The sequence below is a fragment of the Buttiauxella sp. BIGb0552 genome (assembly GCF_004366275.1).
Lineage (GTDB): Bacteria > Pseudomonadota > Gammaproteobacteria > Enterobacterales > Enterobacteriaceae > Buttiauxella > Buttiauxella gaviniae.
The window spans coordinates 486,829-507,152 of sequence record NZ_SODY01000004.1 but is presented as its reverse complement, the minus strand read 5'-3'; the positions used below and the strand labels follow the sequence as shown (position 1 = coordinate 507,152).

General features: G+C 51.7%; 18 protein-coding genes. 5 read left to right on the top strand and 13 right to left on the bottom strand.

Annotated features, from left to right (window positions below; translation table 11 throughout):
* Positions 1-57 precede the first annotated feature (57 nt).
* The 4 genes from EDF88_RS14470 (at position 58) to yegQ (ending at position 5,051) form a co-directional block, all read left to right on the top strand.
* On the top strand, positions 58-1,473 hold the full coding sequence (locus EDF88_RS14470; RefSeq protein WP_134185368.1) for an MFS transporter: 1,416 nt from the start codon (positions 58-60) through the stop codon (positions 1,471-1,473).
* Positions 1,470-2,864 (top strand): two-component system sensor histidine kinase BaeS, encoded by a 1,395-nt coding sequence (gene baeS, locus EDF88_RS14465; RefSeq protein ID WP_134185366.1) that lies wholly within the window; start codon positions 1,470-1,472, stop codon positions 2,862-2,864. Before EDF88_RS14470 ends, baeS begins: the two co-directional genes overlap by 4 nt.
* Complete coding sequence (baeR, locus tag EDF88_RS14460) at positions 2,861-3,583, top strand: two-component system response regulator BaeR (RefSeq protein WP_064512272.1); 723 nt, start codon at positions 2,861-2,863, stop codon at positions 3,581-3,583. Before baeS ends, baeR begins: the two co-directional genes overlap by 4 nt.
* Positions 3,584-3,704: 121 nt before the next feature.
* Positions 3,705-5,051: a tRNA 5-hydroxyuridine modification protein YegQ gene (gene yegQ, locus EDF88_RS14455; RefSeq protein ID WP_064512274.1), complete on the top strand. Its 1,347-nt coding sequence runs from the start codon at positions 3,705-3,707 to the stop codon at positions 5,049-5,051.
* Between the two features lie 231 nt (positions 5,052-5,282).
* Here the strand turns inward: yegQ and EDF88_RS14450 are convergent, their stop codons facing one another.
* Entirely contained in the window at positions 5,283-6,389 is a 1,107-nt protein-coding gene (locus EDF88_RS14450; RefSeq protein WP_208326147.1) for a beta-eliminating lyase-related protein, read from the bottom strand.
* Between the two features lie 233 nt (positions 6,390-6,622).
* Here EDF88_RS14450 and yegS point away from each other — a divergent pair, with 233 nt between their 5' ends.
* On the top strand, positions 6,623-7,522 hold the full coding sequence (yegS, locus tag EDF88_RS14445; protein WP_134185362.1) for a lipid kinase YegS: 900 nt from the start codon (positions 6,623-6,625) through the stop codon (positions 7,520-7,522).
* A 4-nt stretch (positions 7,523-7,526) separates the two neighbouring features.
* Here the strand turns inward: yegS and EDF88_RS14440 are convergent, their stop codons facing one another.
* The 12 genes from EDF88_RS14440 to EDF88_RS14385 all read right to left on the bottom strand — a co-directional run bounded on the left by EDF88_RS14440 (position 7,527) and on the right by EDF88_RS14385 (position 20,259).
* A complete protein-coding gene (locus tag EDF88_RS14440) occupies positions 7,527-7,994 on the bottom strand; it encodes a hypothetical protein (RefSeq protein WP_134185360.1) in 468 nt (155 codons plus the stop codon).
* On the bottom strand, positions 7,984-8,772 hold the full coding sequence (locus tag EDF88_RS14435) for a winged helix-turn-helix domain-containing protein (RefSeq protein ID WP_166671978.1): 789 nt from the start codon (positions 8,770-8,772) through the stop codon (positions 7,984-7,986). Before EDF88_RS14435 ends, EDF88_RS14440 begins: the two co-directional genes overlap by 11 nt.
* Positions 8,773-8,825: 53 nt before the next feature.
* Positions 8,826-9,527 (bottom strand): molecular chaperone, encoded by a 702-nt coding sequence (locus EDF88_RS14430; RefSeq protein WP_134185356.1) that lies wholly within the window; start codon positions 9,525-9,527, stop codon positions 8,826-8,828.
* On the bottom strand, positions 9,499-10,845 hold the full coding sequence (locus EDF88_RS14425) for a fimbrial protein (protein ID WP_243839621.1): 1,347 nt from the start codon (positions 10,843-10,845) through the stop codon (positions 9,499-9,501). The genes EDF88_RS14430 and EDF88_RS14425 overlap by 29 nt, the downstream gene beginning before the upstream one ends.
* 12 nt (positions 10,846-10,857) lie before the next feature.
* Positions 10,858-13,377 (bottom strand): fimbria/pilus outer membrane usher protein, encoded by a 2,520-nt coding sequence (locus tag EDF88_RS14420; protein WP_134185354.1) that lies wholly within the window; start codon positions 13,375-13,377, stop codon positions 10,858-10,860.
* Between the two features lie 25 nt (positions 13,378-13,402).
* Positions 13,403-14,107: a molecular chaperone gene (locus tag EDF88_RS14415; protein WP_134185352.1), complete on the bottom strand. Its 705-nt coding sequence runs from the start codon at positions 14,105-14,107 to the stop codon at positions 13,403-13,405.
* A gap of 25 nt (positions 14,108-14,132) precedes the next feature.
* Complete coding sequence (locus EDF88_RS14410; RefSeq protein ID WP_134185350.1) at positions 14,133-14,669, bottom strand: fimbrial protein; 537 nt, start codon at positions 14,667-14,669, stop codon at positions 14,133-14,135.
* Between the two features lie 388 nt (positions 14,670-15,057).
* The gene (locus EDF88_RS14405; RefSeq protein WP_134185607.1) at positions 15,058-15,831 is read right to left on the bottom strand and encodes an ABC transporter ATP-binding protein; all 774 of its coding nucleotides are present in this window, start codon (positions 15,829-15,831) and stop codon (positions 15,058-15,060) included.
* Between the two features lie 19 nt (positions 15,832-15,850).
* On the bottom strand, positions 15,851-16,717 hold the full coding sequence (locus EDF88_RS14400; protein WP_134185348.1) for an ABC transporter ATP-binding protein: 867 nt from the start codon (positions 16,715-16,717) through the stop codon (positions 15,851-15,853).
* Positions 16,689-17,594, bottom strand: a complete 906-nt coding sequence (locus EDF88_RS14395) for an ABC transporter permease (protein ID WP_064512343.1) — start codon at positions 17,592-17,594, stop codon at positions 16,689-16,691. Before EDF88_RS14395 ends, EDF88_RS14400 begins: the two co-directional genes overlap by 29 nt.
* The gene (locus EDF88_RS14390) at positions 17,591-18,628 is read right to left on the bottom strand and encodes an ABC transporter permease (RefSeq protein ID WP_064512345.1); all 1,038 of its coding nucleotides are present in this window, start codon (positions 18,626-18,628) and stop codon (positions 17,591-17,593) included. Before EDF88_RS14390 ends, EDF88_RS14395 begins: the two co-directional genes overlap by 4 nt.
* Complete coding sequence (locus tag EDF88_RS14385; RefSeq protein WP_134185346.1) at positions 18,625-20,259, bottom strand: ABC transporter substrate-binding protein; 1,635 nt, start codon at positions 20,257-20,259, stop codon at positions 18,625-18,627. Before EDF88_RS14385 ends, EDF88_RS14390 begins: the two co-directional genes overlap by 4 nt.
* Positions 20,260-20,324 lie beyond the last annotated feature (65 nt).

Sequence of the window (20,324 nt, the reverse complement as noted above, 5' to 3'; positions counted from 1 at the left end):
ATTTGGGCGAAAGAGCGCAGCAACGCTGCTGCAGCTTCAAGTATGAAGGATATTTAAATGACTGAACTGCCTGCCGCCGTGCGCTGGCAACTGTGGATTGTCGCCTTTGGCTTCTTCATGCAATCGCTCGACACTACTATCGTCAACACTGCCCTGCCTTCGATGGCGGCGAGCCTGGGTGAAAGCCCGTTACACATGCACTCGGTTATCGTGTCGTATGTGTTGACGGTCGCGGTGATGTTGCCCGCAAGCGGCTGGCTGGCAGACCGTGTTGGCGTGCGCAATATATTCTTCACTGCCATTGTGCTGTTCACCATTGGCTCACTACTCTGCGCGCACGCCTCCACGCTTAACGAACTAGTGATGGCGCGAGTGGTGCAAGGGATTGGCGGGGCCATGATGGTGCCCGTCGGGCGCTTAACAGTGATGAAAATCGTCCCGCGCGAACAATATATGGCGGCGATGACCTTCGTCACTTTGCCCGGGCAAATTGGCCCGCTGCTTGGCCCGGCACTCGGCGGCGTGCTGGTGGAGTATGCCTCATGGCACTGGATCTTCCTGATTAACCTGCCGGTTGGCATTATCGGCGCCATCGCCACGCTATGGCTGATGCCGAACTACACCATGCAGACGCGCAAATTCGACATGATGGGCTTTGTCTATTTGGCGTTTGGTATGGCGGCACTGACTATTGCACTTGATGGCGCAAAAGGTTTAGGCGTGAGCCCATCCACGGTGTGGTTGTTGGTCGGTGGCGGTACTGCAGCAATGGCGCTCTACCTATGGCACGCCAAAGCCAATGATAACGCTCTATTCAATCTCAATCTTTTTAAGACGCAGACTTTCTCGCTCGGCCTGTTAGGCAGTTTTTGTGGCCGTATCGGCAGCGGCATGATCCCGTTTATGACGCCGGTATTCCTGCAGATCGGACTTGGCTTTTCGCCATTCCACGCGGGCCTGATGATGATCCCAATGGTATTGGGAAGCATGGGCATGAAACGCATTGTGGTGCAGGTGGTTAACCGCTTTGGCTATCGCCATGTTTTGGTCGCCACCACGCTCGGTTTATCACTGGTTATTCTGCTGTTTATGGCGACGGCACTACTGGGTTGGTACTACTTGCTGCCGGTAGTCTTGTTCCTGCTTGGCATGGTCAACTCCACGCGCTTCTCGTCAATGAACACGCTGACACTGAAAGATTTACCGGACGATCTGGCAAGCGGCGGCAACAGCATGCTCTCAATGGTGATGCAGCTTTCAATGAGTATCGGTGTCACCATCGCCGGATTGTTACTGGGAATGTACGGTCATCATCAATTGACGGCGGATAGCGCCGTAGTCCACAGCGTCTTTATGTACACCTGGTTCAGTATGGCGGTGGTTATCGCCCTGCCCGCGCTGATTTTTGCTCGCGTCCCGAAAGACACCACCAAAAATGTCGTGATTGCGCGACGCAAAAGGAGGAGCTCATGAAGCTCTGGCGGCCTGGTATTACCGGCAAACTGTTCCTCGCGATTTTCTCGACCTGCCTGCTGGTGCTGGCAATCATGCATTGGGGTGTGCGGCTCAGTTTCGAACATGGGTTTATTGACTACATCAAGCGTGGCAATGAACAACGCCTGGAGATGCTAAGTGACGCGCTGGGCGAACAGTATGAGCAGCACGGCAACTGGCAGTTTCTGCGCAATAACGATCGCTTTATGTTCAAGCTGCTGCGCTCGTTCGAACATGGCGATGAAGAAAACCATAACCTGCCGCCACATGGTTGGCGCACCCAATTCTGGGTCGTCGACCAGGATTACAAAGTGCTAGTTGGCCCACGCGGCCCGGTTCCGACCGACGGTATGCGCCGGGCGATTAACGTTAACGGTCGCGATGCAGGCTGGGTTGTCGCCTCGCCGGTCGAACGCCTGACGCGCAACACCGATATTAATTTCGATCGCCAACAACGGCGCACCAGCTGGATAATCGTCGGCCTGGCAACACTCCTTGCTGCAGCAGCAACATTCTTGCTGGCACGTGGGTTATTAGCCCCGGTGAAACGCCTGGTTGAAGGGACACACAAACTGGCCGCCGGGGACTTCACTACCCGCGTGGACTCCACCAGCCAGGACGAACTCGGCAAGCTGGCGCAAGACTTTAACCAACTCGCCAGCACGCTTGAGAAAAACCACAATATGCGCCGCGCTTACATGGCCGATATTTCCCATGAATTGCGCACCCCGCTGGCGATTTTACGCGGCGAGCTGGAGGCCATTCAGGATGGCGTGCGCAAATTCACGCCGGAATCCGTGGCGTCACTGCAAATGGAAGTCGCTACACTGACCAAACTGGTTGATGACCTGCACCAATTGTCGATGTCAGACGAAGGCGCACTGGCCTACCAAAAGCAATCTCTGGATATCATTAACCTGCTGGAGATTGTGGCGGGCGCATTCCGCGAACGCTTCAACTCACGTGGTTTAAGCATTAGCCTGGCGCTGCCAGATAGCGCCACCATTTTTGGCGACAGCGACCGTTTAATGCAGTTATTCAATAACCTGTTGGAAAACAGCCTGCGCTACACCGATGCGGGCGGCCAGCTGGTAATCTCCGGCGAAGTGGTGAATCAACGTTTTGTCATGCATTTTGCCGACAGCGCGCCGGGTGTCAGCGACGAGCAGTTAACTATGCTGTTTGAGCGTTTTTACCGTACTGAAGGTTCCCGCAACCGCGCCAGTGGCGGCTCAGGACTTGGTCTGTCTATCTGCCAGAATATTGTTGCCGCCCATAACGGCAAGCTTTACGCCTCGCATTCGCCTTTCGGCGGGGTAAGCATTACAGTAGAGTTACCGCTGGAGCCAGAATCGTTGAGACCTGTATGACCGAATTGCCAATTGACGAAAACACACCGCGTATTTTAATTGTTGAAGACGAGCCAAAGCTCGGCCAACTGTTAATTGATTACTTACGTGCTGCGGGATATGCGCCAGAGTTGATTACCCATGGCGACAAAGTGCTGCCTTTCGTGCGCCAGACGCCGCCGGATTTGATCCTGCTCGATTTAATGCTGCCAGGCACCGATGGCCTGACGCTGTGCCGTGAAATTCGTCGTTTCTCAGAAATTCCGATTGTCATGGTGACCGCTAAAATCGAGGAAATCGACCGCCTGCTTGGCCTGGAAATTGGTGCCGATGATTATATCTGCAAGCCTTATAGCCCGCGGGAAGTGGTAGCGCGCGTCAAAACCATTTTGCGCCGCTGCAAACGCCAGCGCGATCCGGTTGCAGCCGATGAAATCAGCCCGTTAATCATCGACGAAGGTCGTTTTCAGGCGAGCTGGCGCGACAAACTTTTGGATTTAACACCAGCTGAATTCCGCCTGCTGAAAACGCTGTCTCACGAGCCGGGCAAAGTCTTTTCACGCGAGCAGTTACTCAACCAGCTTTATGATGATTACCGCGTAGTGACTGACCGCACTATCGACAGTCATATTAAAAACCTGCGCCGCAAGCTCGAAGCGTTAGACGAAGAACAGTCGTTTATCCGTGCGGTCTACGGCGTGGGTTACCGCTGGGAGGCGGACGCCTGCCGGATTGCGTAAAGGTAGTTTCTGGAACTAATAAGCGCTACAATTCCCGCCCTAAAATTGTGCCTTATGCACACGCTTTCAAACCACCGCACCATATGCGGTGGTTTCTGACCTGAAATCAGACGAGAACCCCATGTTTAAACCAGAACTTCTATCCCCGGCCGGAACGCTGAAAAATATGCGTTACGCTTTCGCCTATGGCGCAGATGCTGTCTACGCTGGCCAGCCGCGTTACAGCCTGCGCGTGCGCAATAACGAATTCAACCACGAAAACCTCCAGCTCGGCATCAACGAAGCCCATGAGCTCGGCAAAAAATTCTACGTGGTTGTCAACATTGCCCCACACAACGCTAAGCTGAAAACCTTTATCCGTGACCTGAAACCGGTTATCGATATGGGCCCGGATGCGCTGATCATGTCTGACCCTGGTCTTATCATGATGGTGCGTGAAGCATTCCCGGAAATGGACGTTCACCTGTCAGTGCAGGCCAATGCCGTAAACTGGGCAACCGTGAAGTTCTGGAAACAGATGGGTCTGACCCGCGTGATTTTGTCACGCGAACTGTCGCTGGAAGAAATTGCTGAAGTGCGTGAACAAGTGCCAGATATGGAACTGGAAATCTTCGTTCATGGCGCATTGTGCATGGCCTATTCTGGCCGCTGCCTGCTGTCGGGTTACATCAACAAGCGTGACCCGAACCAGGGCACCTGCACCAACGCCTGCCGTTGGGAATACAAAGTTGAAGAAGGCAAAGAAGATGATGTCGGCAATATCGTGCATCTTCATGAGCCGATTCCGGTACAAAACATTGAGCCGACTTTGGGCGCGGGCGCACCAACCGATAAAGTGTTTTTGATGGAAGAAGGCAAACGCCCTGGCGAATACATGACGGCGTTCGAAGACGAACACGGCACCTACATCATGAACTCGAAAGATCTGCGCGCCATCGAACACGTTGAGCGCCTGACCAAAATGGGCGTGCACTCGCTGAAAATCGAAGGCCGCACCAAATCCTATTACTACTGTGCGCGTACTGCTCAGGTTTATCGCCGTGCAATCGACGATGCCGCAGCAGGCAAACCGTTCGACCCAACGCTTCTGACCACGCTGGAAGGTCTGGCACACCGTGGCTACACCGAAGGTTTCTTACGTCGTCATAATCATGATTCTTATCAGAATTACGAGTACAGCCACTCGGTTTCTGAAAGTCAGCAATTTGTCGGTGAATTTACCGGTGAACGCCGTGGCGGTCTGGCAGAAGTGAAAGTGAAGAACAAATTCCTGCTCGGCGACAGTCTGGAATTAATGACGCCGCAAGGTAACGTCACCTTCACCCTTGAAGTGCTGGAAAATACCAAATCGCAGCCGATTGAAGTCGCACCTGGCGATGGCCATATTGTATGGATGCCGGTGCCAGAGGATGTGTCGCTGGATTATGCGTTGCTGATGCGCAATTTAGTTGCTCAGAACGCGCGCTAAGTCACTCATTGTGGGTATTTTTTCCGCGCCAGAACATTTCTTAGAAACCGATCACATACCGCTTCGCTGTATACGGTTATTATCGCCGGGCTGAAAAACATAACCCATAAATGCTAGTTGTACCAAGAACCACCTCATTGGCCTGTGGAATCTCCCTTCCGCAGGCCACCTTTTTATCGTTACCGATTCAACATTTGCAAACACCGTTGCGCCAGTTTCAATCCAGAAACATTAATTGCCTTTATTAACCTGCCCCATTAATTCGCTGAATAAATCCAGGATTTGAACGTCACTCATCTGCAACAAGCTGTCACCTATATAGAACTCAGTTTTACACCAACCAGGCACTTCCGCCTCGTCCATATTGCTGAACAACCAATACCCATGCCGACGGGCAATGTCATCCCGTGCATTTAGTAATGCTGTTTTTTCTGCGTCAAAATACGCATGAAACATATTTACCTGAGGAGTGCGCGGCAAAATACGAATGCCCGGTATTGCTTGAAGGCAAGCGGCCAGGCTCAATGTCCGCTGATAACAAGACTCAAGTATGGCTAATTGCTTATCAAAACGCATCGCGGTAGATATCACCATTGGACTTTGCGTCACCAGGTTGCCGCCTAATCGTCTTTGCCAGAGACGTGCCTGTTGTATGAAGTCGGTATCGCCTGCCAGCAGTGCGCCAGCAAGACCGCCGAGACCTTTATAGGCTGAGACATAGACTGACGAGAAACCATCAGCAATTTCGGCATATGACCGTTGGTAATAGGCTTTGGTTTCCCACAGGCGCGCCCCATCCATATGCAGAGTTGTACCTGACTGCGCGGCACTCTTTTTCAGCGCCTCCAGTTCTTCCCACTCCGGTAGTTGCCCGCCAATCTCACGTGCTGGTAACTCTACGACCAGACAACCCAGAGGCTCAGCAACAGCTGACAAGTCTTCCTCCACAATAGGCCGAAGTCGATGTCCTACCGTCACGCCATGCAACTGCATTAAAGCCTGATAGGATTGCTTTTCGTGAAGCAGGAGATGTGAAGATGCATGTACCCCAAAGCGCTGCAGTCGCTTTCTCTCGCACCAGATATTTACTGCTATCAACTGCGCCATAACACCGCTGGGCATGAATACGGCCGATTGCTTGCCCAGCAGTTTTGCCACTTTCGCTTCAAAGTGTTGAATGAATGCACCTTCACCATAAACGTCATGGGTTACATCATTAGACTGCGCCCATTCAGCCATTTCCTGAAACATCTGCGCTGGCGTCGATTGAGAAAATCCCTTTAATTCGACAGTGCAGGACGCTCTGAGACGCCCACGTTCTTCTTCAATGTTGTTCATCATCATATTTCTTTTTTTATTGAGTGAATGTTGTTGTGTATTTTTAGTTATTCAATGCGTTGAAAGCCGTCAGATATAATACTTACGCATAAAACTCTATGTATGTCATTTATCAATAATATGCTTTGTCCCGAACTATTCATCGCTGAACCCCGCAGACTCAGTCTGTTCTTACCCGCAAATCCTTCACATAAGATACACTTTGAATTCAACTACATTTCCAGAGGTCCGCCATGGAGCAGTTTCCCGTATCACTCGTCATTCTGAACGGCAAAGGTGCCAACAACGACATCTTGCGTAGCGCCGTAAAAGTCATGCGTGACGAGGGTTACACGTTACACATCCGCGTTACCTGGGAACAAGGTGACGCGATTCGTTACGTTGAAGAAGCATCTCGTATGGGTGTCGATACCGTCATTGCTGGCGGCGGCGATGGCACGATAAACGAAGTGGCAACCGCGCTGGCGCAACTCGCTCCGGAACATCGCCCGGTATTAGGTATTTTACCACTCGGTACTGCCAACGATTTTGCCACCAGCATAGGCATTCCGCAGGAGCTGGATAAAGCATTGCAGCTGGCAATAGTCGGCAAAGGCGTGCCTATCGATCTGGTACAAGTGAACGAATCGGCCTGGTTTATTAATATGGCAACCGGCGGTTTTGGTACACGCATCACTACTGAAACACCTGAAAAGTTGAAAGCTGCGCTCGGTGGTATCGCTTATTTTGTTCACGGATTGATTCGCCTGGACACGCTCAAACCAGACCGCTGCGAAATTCGTGGACAAGATTTTGAGTGGCAAGGCGATGCGCTGGTGATCGGTATTGGCAATGGCCGCCAGGCGGGCGGTGGGCAGGAACTTTGCCCGCAGGCATTGATTAATGATGGTTTATTAGAGTTGCGTATTTTTACTGGCGAAGAGTTGCTGCCAGCAATTTTTAAAACGCTGACGCAACCTGACGACAATCCAAATATTATTGATGGGCGTTCATCCTGGTTCGAGATAACCGCCCCGCACGACATTACTTTTAACCTTGATGGCGAGCCGCTGACCAGCCAGAAGTTCCGCATTGATATACATCCCAATGCGATAAGCTGCCGCCTGCCACCAAACTGCCTGCTGTTAGGTTAGCGGGTTATTTACTGCACAGTAATGAAGGTGAACGGCTGGTTGTGAAAAGCCAGCTGGAGCCAGTCAATTGTTTGATATTAAGAAAAAACTTCGCATCGGGTTCTAAATAGAAGAGCGGAAATGTTCTCTTTAATAATGGGATATCCGTTGGGCTTCCAGTTGAATCCGTCACTGACTTTGAAATGAGAAAATAATCATTTCCCTTACGCTGAAAATCAAAAAATACATTCTGACTCACTTGTTCAACCAGATTGTTGTTCAATATAACCTCACCCCGTAGCAGCACCGCCCCGGTATCACCATTAAAAACATATTGCATCGTAACATTTGCAACATTGTCTTTACGATGAAGTATTAATTCGCCAGTGCAGCTAAAATGCGTATTTTTCCAATACAGATATATCTTAACCGACGCGATACAGGATGTGATGATCAGTAAGCCTACTAATAACCATGAAGTATTATTTTTCAAACGCATTTCCATTATCCGCTATAACATAATGTGTGACACAGTGGTTCTTTCGCCAGGCACTAAATGGACCTTCGCAGGCCACAGCAGAAAAACGGGCAAAATTGTTATAAGCCGTTAAATAGACATAATGAAAATCTTCACAACTCAATTTAAAATCACGCACAAATAAACGATGTTTTTTATAGTCAGTGGTATCGGAATTCACAAAATAGCTGCAGTTACTCTGAGTAATTAGCGGTTTAAATTCTGTGAAGCGGTTATCCATGCTGGCTTGCCAGGTTAAAAGCGCCCCACCTAAACAGAGCACTAGCACCATTGCACTTACGCCAAACCACCCCCTGGTGAGCGAAGAAGACAAACGTTGCACGACCTTACGCGGCTGTGTTTGCACAGGTGTAGAAGGTTGCGGTAGCTCCGTAACAATGTTTTCGCCTTCTTCGCTGCGGGTTATCTTCAACGTATTTTCAAGTTTGACCCCGACCTTTGGGACGGTGACGATATAGTCCTCATTAAGGCCAAACTCTTTAAATGCCCGCCGCAAAAGGGAAATATTTTGATAGAAGGTATTATTGGTTACCTGGGCTCCATTACTCACCCAGACTTCATGGAAAAAGCGTTCCCGAAGAACCACTTCCCCTTGACAATTAACCAACAATGCCAGGCATCTGCTCGCAGGTATACTCAGTGACAGGGGTGGCTTGTCGCTATTAATAGCGATAATCCTGTGCTTTTCAGGTAGAAAGGCCGCCACGCCATTCAAGATAATTTGTTTATTCACGCTATTCCTTACGCATTCAGATCTGGGGGGTGTAAAAGGCTTATTAGATCTGTTTATTTAATCGACAAAGCATAACCCCACTGATTTCCCTCATCGTTTATTATGACAAATTTAACTACACCATCCTGTAAATCTACCTTATTAAACGTAAAGAGCGGTTGCTGCGAAAAAGGACTTAAGGTTATTCCCGAAGCAGAATACCCGGCTATTTCTACCTCGGCCAAAGAGATATTCCAGGGTGTTGGGTTGGATACCGTCACTCCCTCACCCGAGCGCGTAAAACGTAATTGATTCCCCGCATCCTCGGTCAACCGCCCCACTCCAACTGGACGCCAAAACACTTTCAGCTGCGTACGAAATGCCAGCAGGATTTTTTCATTTTGTACCTCTGACTGATTAGGCGGGATCTCATAAATATTTAGCCAAAACAGAGATTCACGGTCATCTGGCAAACCTTTAGCGCTGGTTAGCAGCCTGATAGAACGCTGCTCAAGCGGCGCAAGGCGAAAAATGGGCGGCAGTACTACAAACGGCGATTCGGCAGTTTGCGGGAGACCTTGAGGGTCACCATCGTCAATCCACGCCTGCACCATCACCGGATAATCGGCACTGTTGGCAAGCGTAATGGATTGGTTCACCGCTCCCTTGTCAAAAACCACCCGCGTGGCACTCAGGTTAACCACCGCCTGTACGGGTAAGGCTAAACATAGCCACAAAAACAGCAGTCTACTGAAGACGCATAAGGATTTGGGCATGAGCCTGATACCTCCCTGTTTCCAGTTGATCACTTGAGAAGCGTTCAAGACGCGCTTCAAATGTTTCCTGGTAACTATCAACACCACTCTGGGTTCCGGTTTTTACCTGCGAGCCACCCAAAACAGGCACCCAACCGGCGCTTGCGCCTGTTCCAGCAACGTCGGTGGTCAAGAAGTTCATCGGCAAACCATTGCGTAATATTCTGACGCCAACACCCCGCGCATGACCCGGTGCGCCGTAAGCATCATCAAGTAAGTGAGTCACCGCACTCCCGCTAGTCAGGCCATATTTTTGTGCTGCCAGGACATTCGCCTCAGGAGCCAGAAACCCGAGTGCGACGTTCTGCTTGTTGGTGACAACTCCTGAAACCACGTTGGATTCGCAAGTAAACTCCAGTGAGAAAGGTGCACTGACGCTACGCCCTGCTCTGATATCCGTGGCACTAACTCGCGGTAATTGCACAAAAGGTGTGAAATGGATCACCTGACAAATCGCCCCTCGCCGCACGGTAATCCCATTATTGTAGAGGCTAATCACCGACGGCCATTCGTGATACCAGCCAGCCCAGTTACCGCCACGATGCGCCTGGCCCACTTTGATGCCATTCGAGTCGAGCCCTGGCCCGCGAAACACAACATAAGCATTCGGGTTTACCCCGGCAAAAGTGTAAGTCGCAGCCGAGCTAATAAAATATCGCGTATCCGCTGTTTTGATCAGCTCCACACGAATCGGCGAAAAGTTTTTGGCTTTAATTAAAAAGTTGCCGTCTTTATCCGTATCAAGGTTAGTCATTGCGATCTGCTGCCAGATATCCGTGAATACCTGTCCGGTCGCTTCCAGCGTAATTCGCATCGCCACATTTCTGGCAAGCGTCAGATAAGCCCCCGGCACATCTTGCGCTTCATACCACCCGGCATAAGCGTCATCCCCGTTGGTGGAAAACGCCTGGTAAAGCTGGCCTGCGGTATCCGGCGTACAGCGGTAAAACACCAGTTCAGGGTCCCACCCGCCTTTGTGTGCATATTGGGTAAAAGGAATCCCCCCAGCTGCCGCCAGCACCGTACCAGGCGGTTGGAAAATATTATTGCTGCTGACATCAATCGATTTACTCACGCCGGTCAGTTGCCCGTTCTTAGCATCGGCCCCACTAAGACCCCACCAGGCTTCAGCTTTGCCATCGCTGGCCGAACTCAGGCGATGTGAACCGAATTGACTGTTCGCACCGGTATACGGGTAAATAATGTATTCACATGCCGCCTGCGCCGTAGCGCTTAACATCATCAGTATGACGATCGCGAGTTTTGTCCTGATTTTCACTTAATGGTTTCCTTACGCGTCCAAACACTGGGCAGTTAGCGCGATCATCGCCTGCTGGGGGTCGTCATCTGTTAACTGATATTTAAATGCGCACCTTTCATCAGGGCCATCGCCCCAGCGCACGGTTAACTGTCCTTTCATTGCCGGTAAACGGGCATACACCTGGTTTGCCTGCCCCACCATCCCGACAACCTGATTGTGTTCATCAAAGACTTCCGCACCTTGGGGGAGCGAGCCACGGCGAGTAGTGACATCTATCAACGCCGCGGTTCCTTTTATCGTTGAGAACGATAACTTCACTGCGGCTCCGGCATACGGTGCAACGCGCTGCTGGTTATCCTCAAGCTCAATGTCGGCCGCCATATTACGGGTGTCTAACTGAACATTATTAAAACGATAAGGTGTTAGCGACGGCACTAGCGCGAAGCCTTGAGCGTTGATGGCTGCGCCCTGGCCATTACTCACGCGAGCCCCTTCGGCTCCCTTAGCCTCCACCAGCGCAAAGGTGTCGCCAAGCCATGGTCCAAGCGTCACGCCGCCACGGTGCACAACTGCTGCACCACGCATTCCTCCCGCCCATTGCTTATAGTTTTCGGCTTGTGAATAGCTGCCGTTCAAGGTGCCAAACGAAGTCATTTTTTGCAGCGAGGCGCTCCAGTTCTTTTGTGCAGCCTCGCCCGATGCGTTCTGGTATCCCGCAGAAACGGCATAGCTTGCGCTATCGTCCTCACTGATTGAGCCCGCAAGCGAAGCCTGATAACTCGCGCCACTGGTTTTACTATGGCTAGTTGAAAGCGAGAGATAATCTTCACCCGTACCAAACTTCAGCGGCACAGAGAATGTCAGTGTGACAATATTTTCCGCCTGCCCATGCCTGACATTCTGCCCTGGCTGCCCATCTGCACGTCGCGTGGTATCACGCCAGAATGTTTGCTGGCGGCTCGCGGCCAGGTTGTAGCTAATTTGTCGCCACTGATTGGCATAACCAAACTGAAGCTGTGTATTGCGCCCGCGCTCGCCGTAGTAATCCATCACCGAACCGGAAAGCCATATCGAGCCATAGTCACCCAATTGCTGGTTAACGGTGGCTGTAAACTGGTTGCGCTGTGAAAGTGTATCAGAACGCCAGATATCACTGCTTTTAGCAGCATTTCGTTCACCCAACACATCACTGAAATCACGGTACCCAGCAGTGGAATAGCGGTAGCCAGCCAGTGCCACGTTGGTACCGGTTGAGTTGAATGACCGGCTCCAGGAAAGCTGTGAACGCCAGCCCGTTTGTTTGCCTTCCGGGAGCTGCGCAGATGATGCCGTCACATCCGCACCAATCGACCCAAGCTCTGAAGCCCAGACGCCACCCAGTACCGTGGAGGCGTACTCTTTCCCCAGACGAACACCACCGTTAGCCGTCAGGCTATTGGCGATACCGCGTTCAAGGGTGAAATCACCGAACCAGTTGTCATCCGTATCGTAATCACGCGCACGCCCGATAACCGCGTTATAGCGCCAGACCCCAGGACGTAAAGAGAGCGGTAGAGCTGAAAACGGAACCGTAAACTGGCTGCGGCTGCCATCGACTTCAATCACATCAACCTGCAAATCCCCCTGCCAGGCGGTGCTGGCAAGGTCGTTAATCACAAACGGCCCCTGTGCCACATTGGTTTGGTACAATGTGCGCCCGTTCTGGCTGACTACCACACGAGCCGCACTGGCCGCGGTACCGCGAATTTCTGGCGCATATCCCTGGCGGGATTGAGGCCACATCCGTTGGTCGGTTTCCAGTTTGACGCCAGTAAACGCCATGCTGCTAAACAGGTTGCCACCACTATAACTTTGACCAGCACTCAACGTGCTTTGCAGCGCCGCTACCGGGCGTTGTAGCCAGGCTTGTAAGTTATCCCACTGGTAGCGTTTTTTATCCCCATAACGGCTATAGCTTGCTGAGGATTGCTGGCGCAGTTGCCATAAACCAAAGTTAATACCCGACGTCAGCCCCAACCAACCATATTCGCTCTGGCTTCCACCGGCATCACTGTAATAAAAGTTACTGTTGTAGTTGGTAAACAACAGACTTTCCCCCGCCTGCCATTGCTCGGGGGCGACGTAATCGTGCGGCACCTGCACCATTTCAGCCTGGGGGATGGCAATATCCAGCCGTAATAGCGTGTTATCAAACACATAACTTGCCCCTACGACGCGTTTCGCGGGGCTTACACAGCTTTCGCTGCCGGGTGTGCTTAATGCCAGCACACCATTTTGTTCATAAAAAACCAACGGCAAACAAGGCGTAACATCCTCACCTTCACTACGAAACATCACTCCTTCACGGGCGATAAACCGCCCGTTTAGCCAGATATCAACCAGATATTGACCCGGAGCCACCGAAGCCTCGCTATTGAAGCGGCCAAGCCCTTGCCCATATTCGCTCCCCAACAATAAGGCTTCGTCGAAGGTGTAGTTTTCTGCCTGCGAGACGAACGGCAACACCCATCCACCCAGCGCGCAAAGACTCAGCCAGTGATGTTTTTCCATAATATTTTGCTTCCCTGCAAAGCCGCTAATGCTTCAGTGGAAGTGTTCCGCTCAGATAAGCGCCCTGATCGTTAATCCATGTCATCTGCACGCTGTCACCCGAAGGTGTACCGACTAAGGGCCATGCTTTTGTCGCACCGGGGGCAATCATCTCGCCACCCAGCTTCACGGGTTTATTGGCAACCGTCACCAGCACATGGGCAATCGATGCGTAATAGCCGCTATTGTTGGTGAGGCTAAGTTGGCGGCCTGAAACCGAAGCAGTTGTCGTTTTGTTCATCGTGTCCGGCGAGCCCTGTAAACCAGCGGGACGCCAGAACACTTTCATACGACTACGCAGCATCACGATCATCTGATTGGATGCTTCACTCCCTTTAGCCACCGGCGGGATTTGCAAGGTATTGAGCCAAAACACTGACTCTTTATCTTGTGGCAAATCCGCGCCGGTAAACTGCAAGCGCAGGGTTTGGCCACTGTGCGCGGCCATGCGAAACATAGGAGGAGTCAGCATAAAAGGTGCTCGCGCGGTTTTCGGTGTTGACTGCTCATCGCCGCTATCCAGCCAAGCTTGCATGACATTCGGAAAGTCATCCTGATTGGTTAACTGCACGCTAACTTGCTTTGCATCTGCTGGATACACCACACGATTGCCCGTCATCACCACACTTGCCTGGCTGCTTAAACAGGCACCCAGCAGGGCAAATGTCAGCAAACTTCTCCCTAAACTCATATTTCATTCCCTACGCCGTGCACTATTAAAGATAAGAAATCGCGTACTGCACTGCGGCGACAACATCACCCGCAGTAGCATTGCCGGTTGGCGAGAAGTAACGCACGGCGTAGTCGTGTTCACCAGACTGTTCTCCTGCCGGGATAGATATCCCTGCAACAGCCATTGGGTTACTTAGGTCGATAACCGTGCTGCCCGATGCATCCGTTAGCAATTGCAGTTCAACGTTATTAGCCGAACCGCTGGTTGCAAGGTTTCCGCTACTGGTGACGTTAGTGCCGATAAATAAGGTTTTAATCTCTAATGTGGAGCTGTCTACGCTGCATCCACTGACGCCCATGGTGAACGTGGTCAGCCCTGCCGAAGAGGCAGCGTCCTTAAGCTCACTTTTAGAGATGGTAGGCAACAGTACGACAGGGTGAGCATCTGAACCGTTAACGGTCACCGAACAGGTTTGTTCTGTGATCTCACCTTTGAAGGTAATAGTATTTGTTGATTCCGCGAAAGTCGCTCCACTTAATAAGGCTGCCGTGCCGAATACTACAGGTAATAAAGCTTTCATCTTGTTATCCTTGTTGTGTTGCTTTTGTCCTTATCGTGCAGTGCGGAATCCCAGAGTAAATAAGCCTGTTACTGATAAATAAACAGATAAGGTTAAGCAGTTGAGAGTGAGATATATCACCTTACACAGAAACACTGCATAAGGTATGGGCATATTATTGCTTCTTAGGAAAATTCCTAGATTTGTTTTCTGAATAATCTTTTCCACCTTTCTTATATAAGAAAAACATCTTATATAAGAGTATGTGAATTCATAAAATTCATGCGGTTATGATGATTATCAAGAAAGGAATTCGAAAGGTGAATGGTGCAGAATTATTAATCTTAACAATAAAAAACGCGCCAGGGGGGGGTAACCTGACGCGCGGTATTATGGAAGCCAGTATTAATTAAAATTGAGCCACCTGACTTGCCATCTCCCGACTATATTGGCGACTGGCATTCACCAGCATTTGGGTATAAGGATTTTGTGCCGCACCGCTTATTAAATTATCGGTACTGAGTGACTCAAGAATCTTCCCGTGTTGCATTACACCCACGCGATGACATAAATGTGCAATGACGCCTAAATCGTGTGTCACCATTAAATAGGTGAGTTTCGATTCTTGCTGTAAATCCGAAAGTAAATTAAGAATTTCCGCCTGCACCGAAACATCCAATGCTGAAGTAGGCTCATCAAGCAGCAGCACTTCCGGTTCAAGTATCAGCGCACGCGCAATCGCCACACGCTGGCGCTGCCCGCCGGAAAGCTGATGCGGATATCGGCTGCGAAACGCACGGTTCAGCCCGACCTTATCGAGCATCATATTAATGCGACGGTCACGGTCGGTGAAACCCTGAATTTGCAGCGGTTCTTCCAGAATATCGCCGATGGTATGGCGCGGATGGAGCGACCCATAGGGATCCTGAAATACCATCTGCACCATGCGGCACCGCTCGCGGCTGATTTTGTGCTCGAGTTCAGTTCCGTCAATCACCAACTTGCCCTGCCAGTGGGTAAATAAACCCGCCAGGCATTTCAGCACCGTGGTTTTCCCGGAGCCCGACTCCCCCACCAGGCCAAAAATCTCACCATGTCCGACGTTAAAATTCACGTCGAATAGCACCTGATTAGTTTTCGCCCCTTCACCAAAGGTTAAATTAAGCTGGCTGACTTCAATCATGGATGACATACGTTGCTCCTTATTCCGTTAGCCAACTAGCCTGGCGCTGTAGAACCGGTAGATGTGACCGGCGCATATCCATATCCGGCAAGGCACTGATAAGCCCTTGAGTATAGGGATGCTGCGCATTATCGAGATCATTTGCGGCGATAGATTCCACAACGCGCCCTGCATACATAACCAGCACACGATCGCAGAAACTGCGCACCAGGTTGATGTCGTGGCTGATGAAAATCAGCCCCAGCCCGCGCGACTGTACCAAATCATCGAGCAGCGCCAACACTTGCAGGCGCACTGAAACATCGAGTGCTGAAGTCGGTTCATCAGCAATGACCATTTCAGGGTCAGTGATAAGCATCATGGCAATCATGATGCGCTGCCCCTGGCCGCCGGAAACTTCATGCGGATAGAGGTTATAGACGCGCTCCGGCTGGCGAATGCGCACCACCTCCAGCATCTCCAGCACTTTCTGCTTCGCTTCTTTATGGCCGACGCGGTGGTGCGTCAGCCAGGCTTCAGCGATTTGATCCCCCACGCACATCACCGGGTTCAGTGAGTATTTCGGGTCCTGCATAATCATGGAAATTCGTTTGCCACGCACATTGCGCATTTGTGCGTCAGTAGCATTGAGCAGATCAACATCGCCAAATTGCATACGATCGGCGGTGATCTGCGCTTTTTTAGGGTGAAGTTGCAAAAGCGCGCGGCCCACTGTGGATTTCCCGGAGCCGGACTCGCCAACGATGGCTAGTTTCTCGCGCCCGAGCTGGAATGAAACACCACGCACCGCGTGGGTTTGCTGGCGACCATTAACGAATGTCACATTCAAGTCGCGTACATCAAGCAGTTGCGGCGAGTTATTCGCTGCGAGGATCGAGGATGTCACGTAAGCCATCTCCCAAGAAGTTGAATGCCAGACTGTTGATTAAAATCGCCAGCCCCGGAATCGTTACTACCCACCAGCACTCCATCATGTAAGTGCGCCCGCTGGAGATCATCGCGCCCCACTCCGGCTCTGGAGGCTGCGCGCCAAGGCCCAGGAAGCCCAGACCTGCGGCAGTCAGGATGATGCCCGCCATATTCATCGTAATGCGGATAATCACCGACGGCATGCACAGCGGCACGATGTGACGCCATAGCACACGAACCGGTGAAGCCCCTTGCAGGCGGACGGCAGAGATAAAGTCAGCTTGTCGTAATGAAAGGGTTTCCGCACGCGCAAGGCGAGCAATCGGCGGCCAGGCTGTGAGCGTAATTGCAATCACAACATGCTCAAGGCCGGGGCCGAGTGCCGCAACAAATGCCAGTGCCAGTACAAGACTTGGGAACGAAATAAAGATGTCGGTTACACGCATCAATACCATATCGACTTTTCCGCCGAAGTAACCGGCGGTCACTCCGAGCAGCAAGCCAAGCGGACCTACGGTTATCGACACCAGTAATACGATGTAAAGCGTGATGCGTGAGCCGTAAACCAGGCGGCTAAAAATATCGCGACCAAACTCATCGGTGCCAAACCAGTGCGTGGCGTTGGGTGCGGTTAGCGCGTTATTCAAATCCTGCACCAGCGGGTTAAAAGGCGCTATCCATGGGGCGAAAATTGCCACCAGCAACAACAGGAAAACAATCCCTCCCCCAATCGCCGTCAGTGGATTGCGCGCCATTTTGCCAATAAACCCAACAGCCCGCAGACCGGCTCGTTTGAAGCGTAATGAACGCTCGTCGGCGGCGGTGAGTTGTGGTGTTCCAAAGGAGACAGTCATGATTTTGTCCTCGGATCAAAGAGTTGGTAGAGCATGTCGGACAGCAGGTTCAGCAACACAAAGATCACTCCCACCACCAGCACGCAACCCATCACCGCGTTCATATCGCCAAGCAGCAGACTACCGGTGAGATAAGAACCAAAACCCGGCCACGAGAACACAGTTTCAATTAACACCGCCCCTTCCAATAAAGAGCCGTAGGCCAGCGCCACCACCGTCAGCAACTGCACCAGAATATTGCGGAACGCGTGGTTCCAGATAACCTGGCGCTCGGTCAGCCCTTTGACGCGTGCGGTGATAATGAATTCCTGCGACAGTTGAGCCAGCATAAAGCTGCGCGTCATGCGGCTGATATAGGCCAGCGAATGGAAGCCCAGCAGAGAAGCCGGAAGAATCAGATGGTTTAGCGCGTTAAAGAACACCGCGCTGTTTCCCGCCAGCAACGCATCCACTAACAGCAAACCTGTACGGCGCGGCACAATGCCATCGAGGCCTAAATCAATACGCCCTGCGCCGCCCACCCAACCCAGCCAGGCGTAGAACAGCAGCAGTCCCATCATCCCAACCCAGAAAATCGGCGTGGAATAACCCGCAAGACTGATGATACGCACGGCGTAATCGACCACGCTGTTACGGCGAGCCGCTGCCCAGACGCCAAGCGGAATACCAAGGCCCGCACCGACGATAATCGCCACCGTCGCCAGTTCAAGCGTTGCCGGGAAGACACGCAGAATATCGTCAACCACCGGTTTCCCAGTCAGCAGCGCATTGCCCAAATCACCATGCAGCAAACCACCAAGGTAAATCCAAAACTGAGTAGCCAGCGATTGATCAAACCCTAACTGGTGATAAACCTGCTGATAAGTGCTTTGGTCTGCATCCGGGCCGACAATCGCCAGCACCGGGTCGATTGGCATGACGCGGCCAATAAAGAAGGTAAGCAGCAGTAACCCAAACAAGGTGACCAGCACCTGGCTTAAGCGCTTTGAAAAACGCCGGACACGGCCGCCCGGAGCCAGCAAGATCATGCTCATCCTTTGTTCTCCCCATTTTCAGCAGCAGGCGTTTTATAAACATCACGCAGGAAAGTGGTGGCTGATGGGTGCGGCTGGTAGTTCTGCACTTCGTTGCGTACCACCACCGAATCCACCATTTGTGAAAGCGGCAATAATGCAGGGATCAACTCGTCATAACGGGTCTGAATCGCCTGATACTCTTCACGCTGCTTAGTTGGGTCACGCTCCACCAGAGCTTTATCGATTTGCTGGTTCAGCGTTTTGTCATAGAAGCTGGTACGCCAACCCTGGAAGTTAGTCAGACGAGCCGCGTCACTGTTATCCGGGTTGTAGACCAGAGAGCGCAGGCTGGAATGTGGATGCGGTTCTACGCCACTGCCGCCGCGCCCAACCAACATGTCGAACTTACGCTCGCGCATTGCGCCGTAAATCTGGTTGCCCGTGCCGGTTACGATTTTCGCGTTGATTCCCGCCTGCATCAGCGTGGATTGCACCGCAATCGCGATATTCAGGAAGGGTTGGTCCGCCAACACGCGCAGCGTGGTATCAAACCCGTCAGGATAACCAGCTTCAGCCAACAGTTTTTTGGCCCGTGGAATATCCAGCGCATAGCCTGGGTTCGGAAGCGTTGCAGGCATACCTGATTGAATTGGACGCTGATGCAGCACGCCGTATCCCGGCATCAATGCTTTATTGATACCCTGATAATCAATCAGATAACGCACAGCTTCACGCACTTTCGGGTTGGCGAAATGCGCTTCCTTCATGCTCATGGCAACGTAATAAATGGTGCCTTTTTTTACGGCATCGACGGTCAAATCGGGATCTTTTCGCAAGGCGTTTACGTCAGATACCGCCATGTTGCTGGCAATATCCAGATCGCCTTTGGAGATCATCAGCCGTAAAGTTTGCGACTCCTGGAAGTGGCGGAATACCACGCGGGAGAGTTTAGGCGCGCCGCGCCAGTAATCCGGGTTACGCTTCATACGCAATACATCTTTTGCTTGCCACACATCAAGGCTAAATGGCCCAGAACCCGCTTCGTTGGTCGTCAGCCAACGATTGCCCCAGTCATCGTTTTGTACATGCTGTTCTACCGTTTTACTGTCCAGCACCACGATACTTCCGAGTGCGGCCAGCGAATAGATAACCAGCTGTGGGTCGTTGGCTTTAGGCAGCGTGATTTCAACCGTTGAAGCGTCCAGTGCTTTGACATGCTCATCAACGTTCTTTTTGCTAAAACCGTAGGATTTCCATACTGATGCCTGCGCCAAATTGAGGTGTAAAACGCGGCGCATTGACCACACCACGTCTTCTGCGGTGAGTTCGTTACCAGAGTGGAATTTCACGCCATCACGCAGGTGGAACGTCAGGCGGTTGCCATCTTCCGAGATATCCCAGGAGGTTGCCAGTGCCGGGCGCACGTTGGTGAGTTTCGCCGGGTCTAACTCCACCAGCGAGTCATAGAGGTTTACCACCAGTCCCACCACTTCGTTACCGGTCATGGCGGCCGGGTCGAGGGTGAGCAGGTTATTCATATTCATGCCGATGATCAGCTGGTCAGGTGGCGTTTTCGCCATCACCGAGCTACTACCGAACATGAACAGGAGCGTGAGCAGCCACGCCCCCAGTCGGGAGCTTCGATTCATGATAGATACCGTTTTGTAGGGTCAGTATTCCCCGGCGTCTTTCGCGCCGGGCTTATTATTTTTAC

Excerpts from the sequence above, each read along its gene's own strand:
- yegS (WP_134185362.1), top strand. The coding sequence starts at position 6,623 with ATGGAGCAGTTTCCCGTATCACTCGTCATTCTGAACGGCAAAGGTGCC.
- EDF88_RS14470 (WP_134185368.1), top strand. The coding sequence starts at position 58 with ATGACTGAACTGCCTGCCGCCGTGCGCTGGCAACTGTGGATTGTCGCC.
- EDF88_RS14410 (WP_134185350.1), bottom strand. The coding sequence starts at position 14,669 with ATGAAAGCTTTATTACCTGTAGTATTCGGCACGGCAGCCTTATTAAGT.
- EDF88_RS14415 (WP_134185352.1), bottom strand. The coding sequence starts at position 14,107 with ATGAGTTTAGGGAGAAGTTTGCTGACATTTGCCCTGCTGGGTGCCTGT.
- EDF88_RS14420 (WP_134185354.1), bottom strand. The coding sequence starts at position 13,377 with ATGGAAAAACATCACTGGCTGAGTCTTTGCGCGCTGGGTGGATGGGTG.
- EDF88_RS14405 (WP_134185607.1), bottom strand. The coding sequence starts at position 15,831 with ATGATTGAAGTCAGCCAGCTTAATTTAACCTTTGGTGAAGGGGCGAAA.
- EDF88_RS14395 (WP_064512343.1), bottom strand. The coding sequence starts at position 17,594 with ATGACTGTCTCCTTTGGAACACCACAACTCACCGCCGCCGACGAGCGT.
- EDF88_RS14430 (WP_134185356.1), bottom strand. The coding sequence starts at position 9,527 with ATGCCCAAATCCTTATGCGTCTTCAGTAGACTGCTGTTTTTGTGGCTA.
- EDF88_RS14390 (WP_064512345.1), bottom strand. The coding sequence starts at position 18,628 with ATGAGCATGATCTTGCTGGCTCCGGGCGGCCGTGTCCGGCGTTTTTCA.
- baeS (WP_134185366.1), top strand. The coding sequence starts at position 1,470 with ATGAAGCTCTGGCGGCCTGGTATTACCGGCAAACTGTTCCTCGCGATT.
- EDF88_RS14450 (WP_208326147.1), bottom strand. The coding sequence starts at position 6,389 with ATGAACAACATTGAAGAAGAACGTGGGCGTCTCAGAGCGTCCTGCACT.
- yegQ (WP_064512274.1), top strand. The coding sequence starts at position 3,705 with ATGTTTAAACCAGAACTTCTATCCCCGGCCGGAACGCTGAAAAATATG.
- baeR (WP_064512272.1), top strand. The coding sequence starts at position 2,861 with ATGACCGAATTGCCAATTGACGAAAACACACCGCGTATTTTAATTGTT.
- EDF88_RS14385 (WP_134185346.1), bottom strand. The coding sequence starts at position 20,259 with ATGAATCGAAGCTCCCGACTGGGGGCGTGGCTGCTCACGCTCCTGTTC.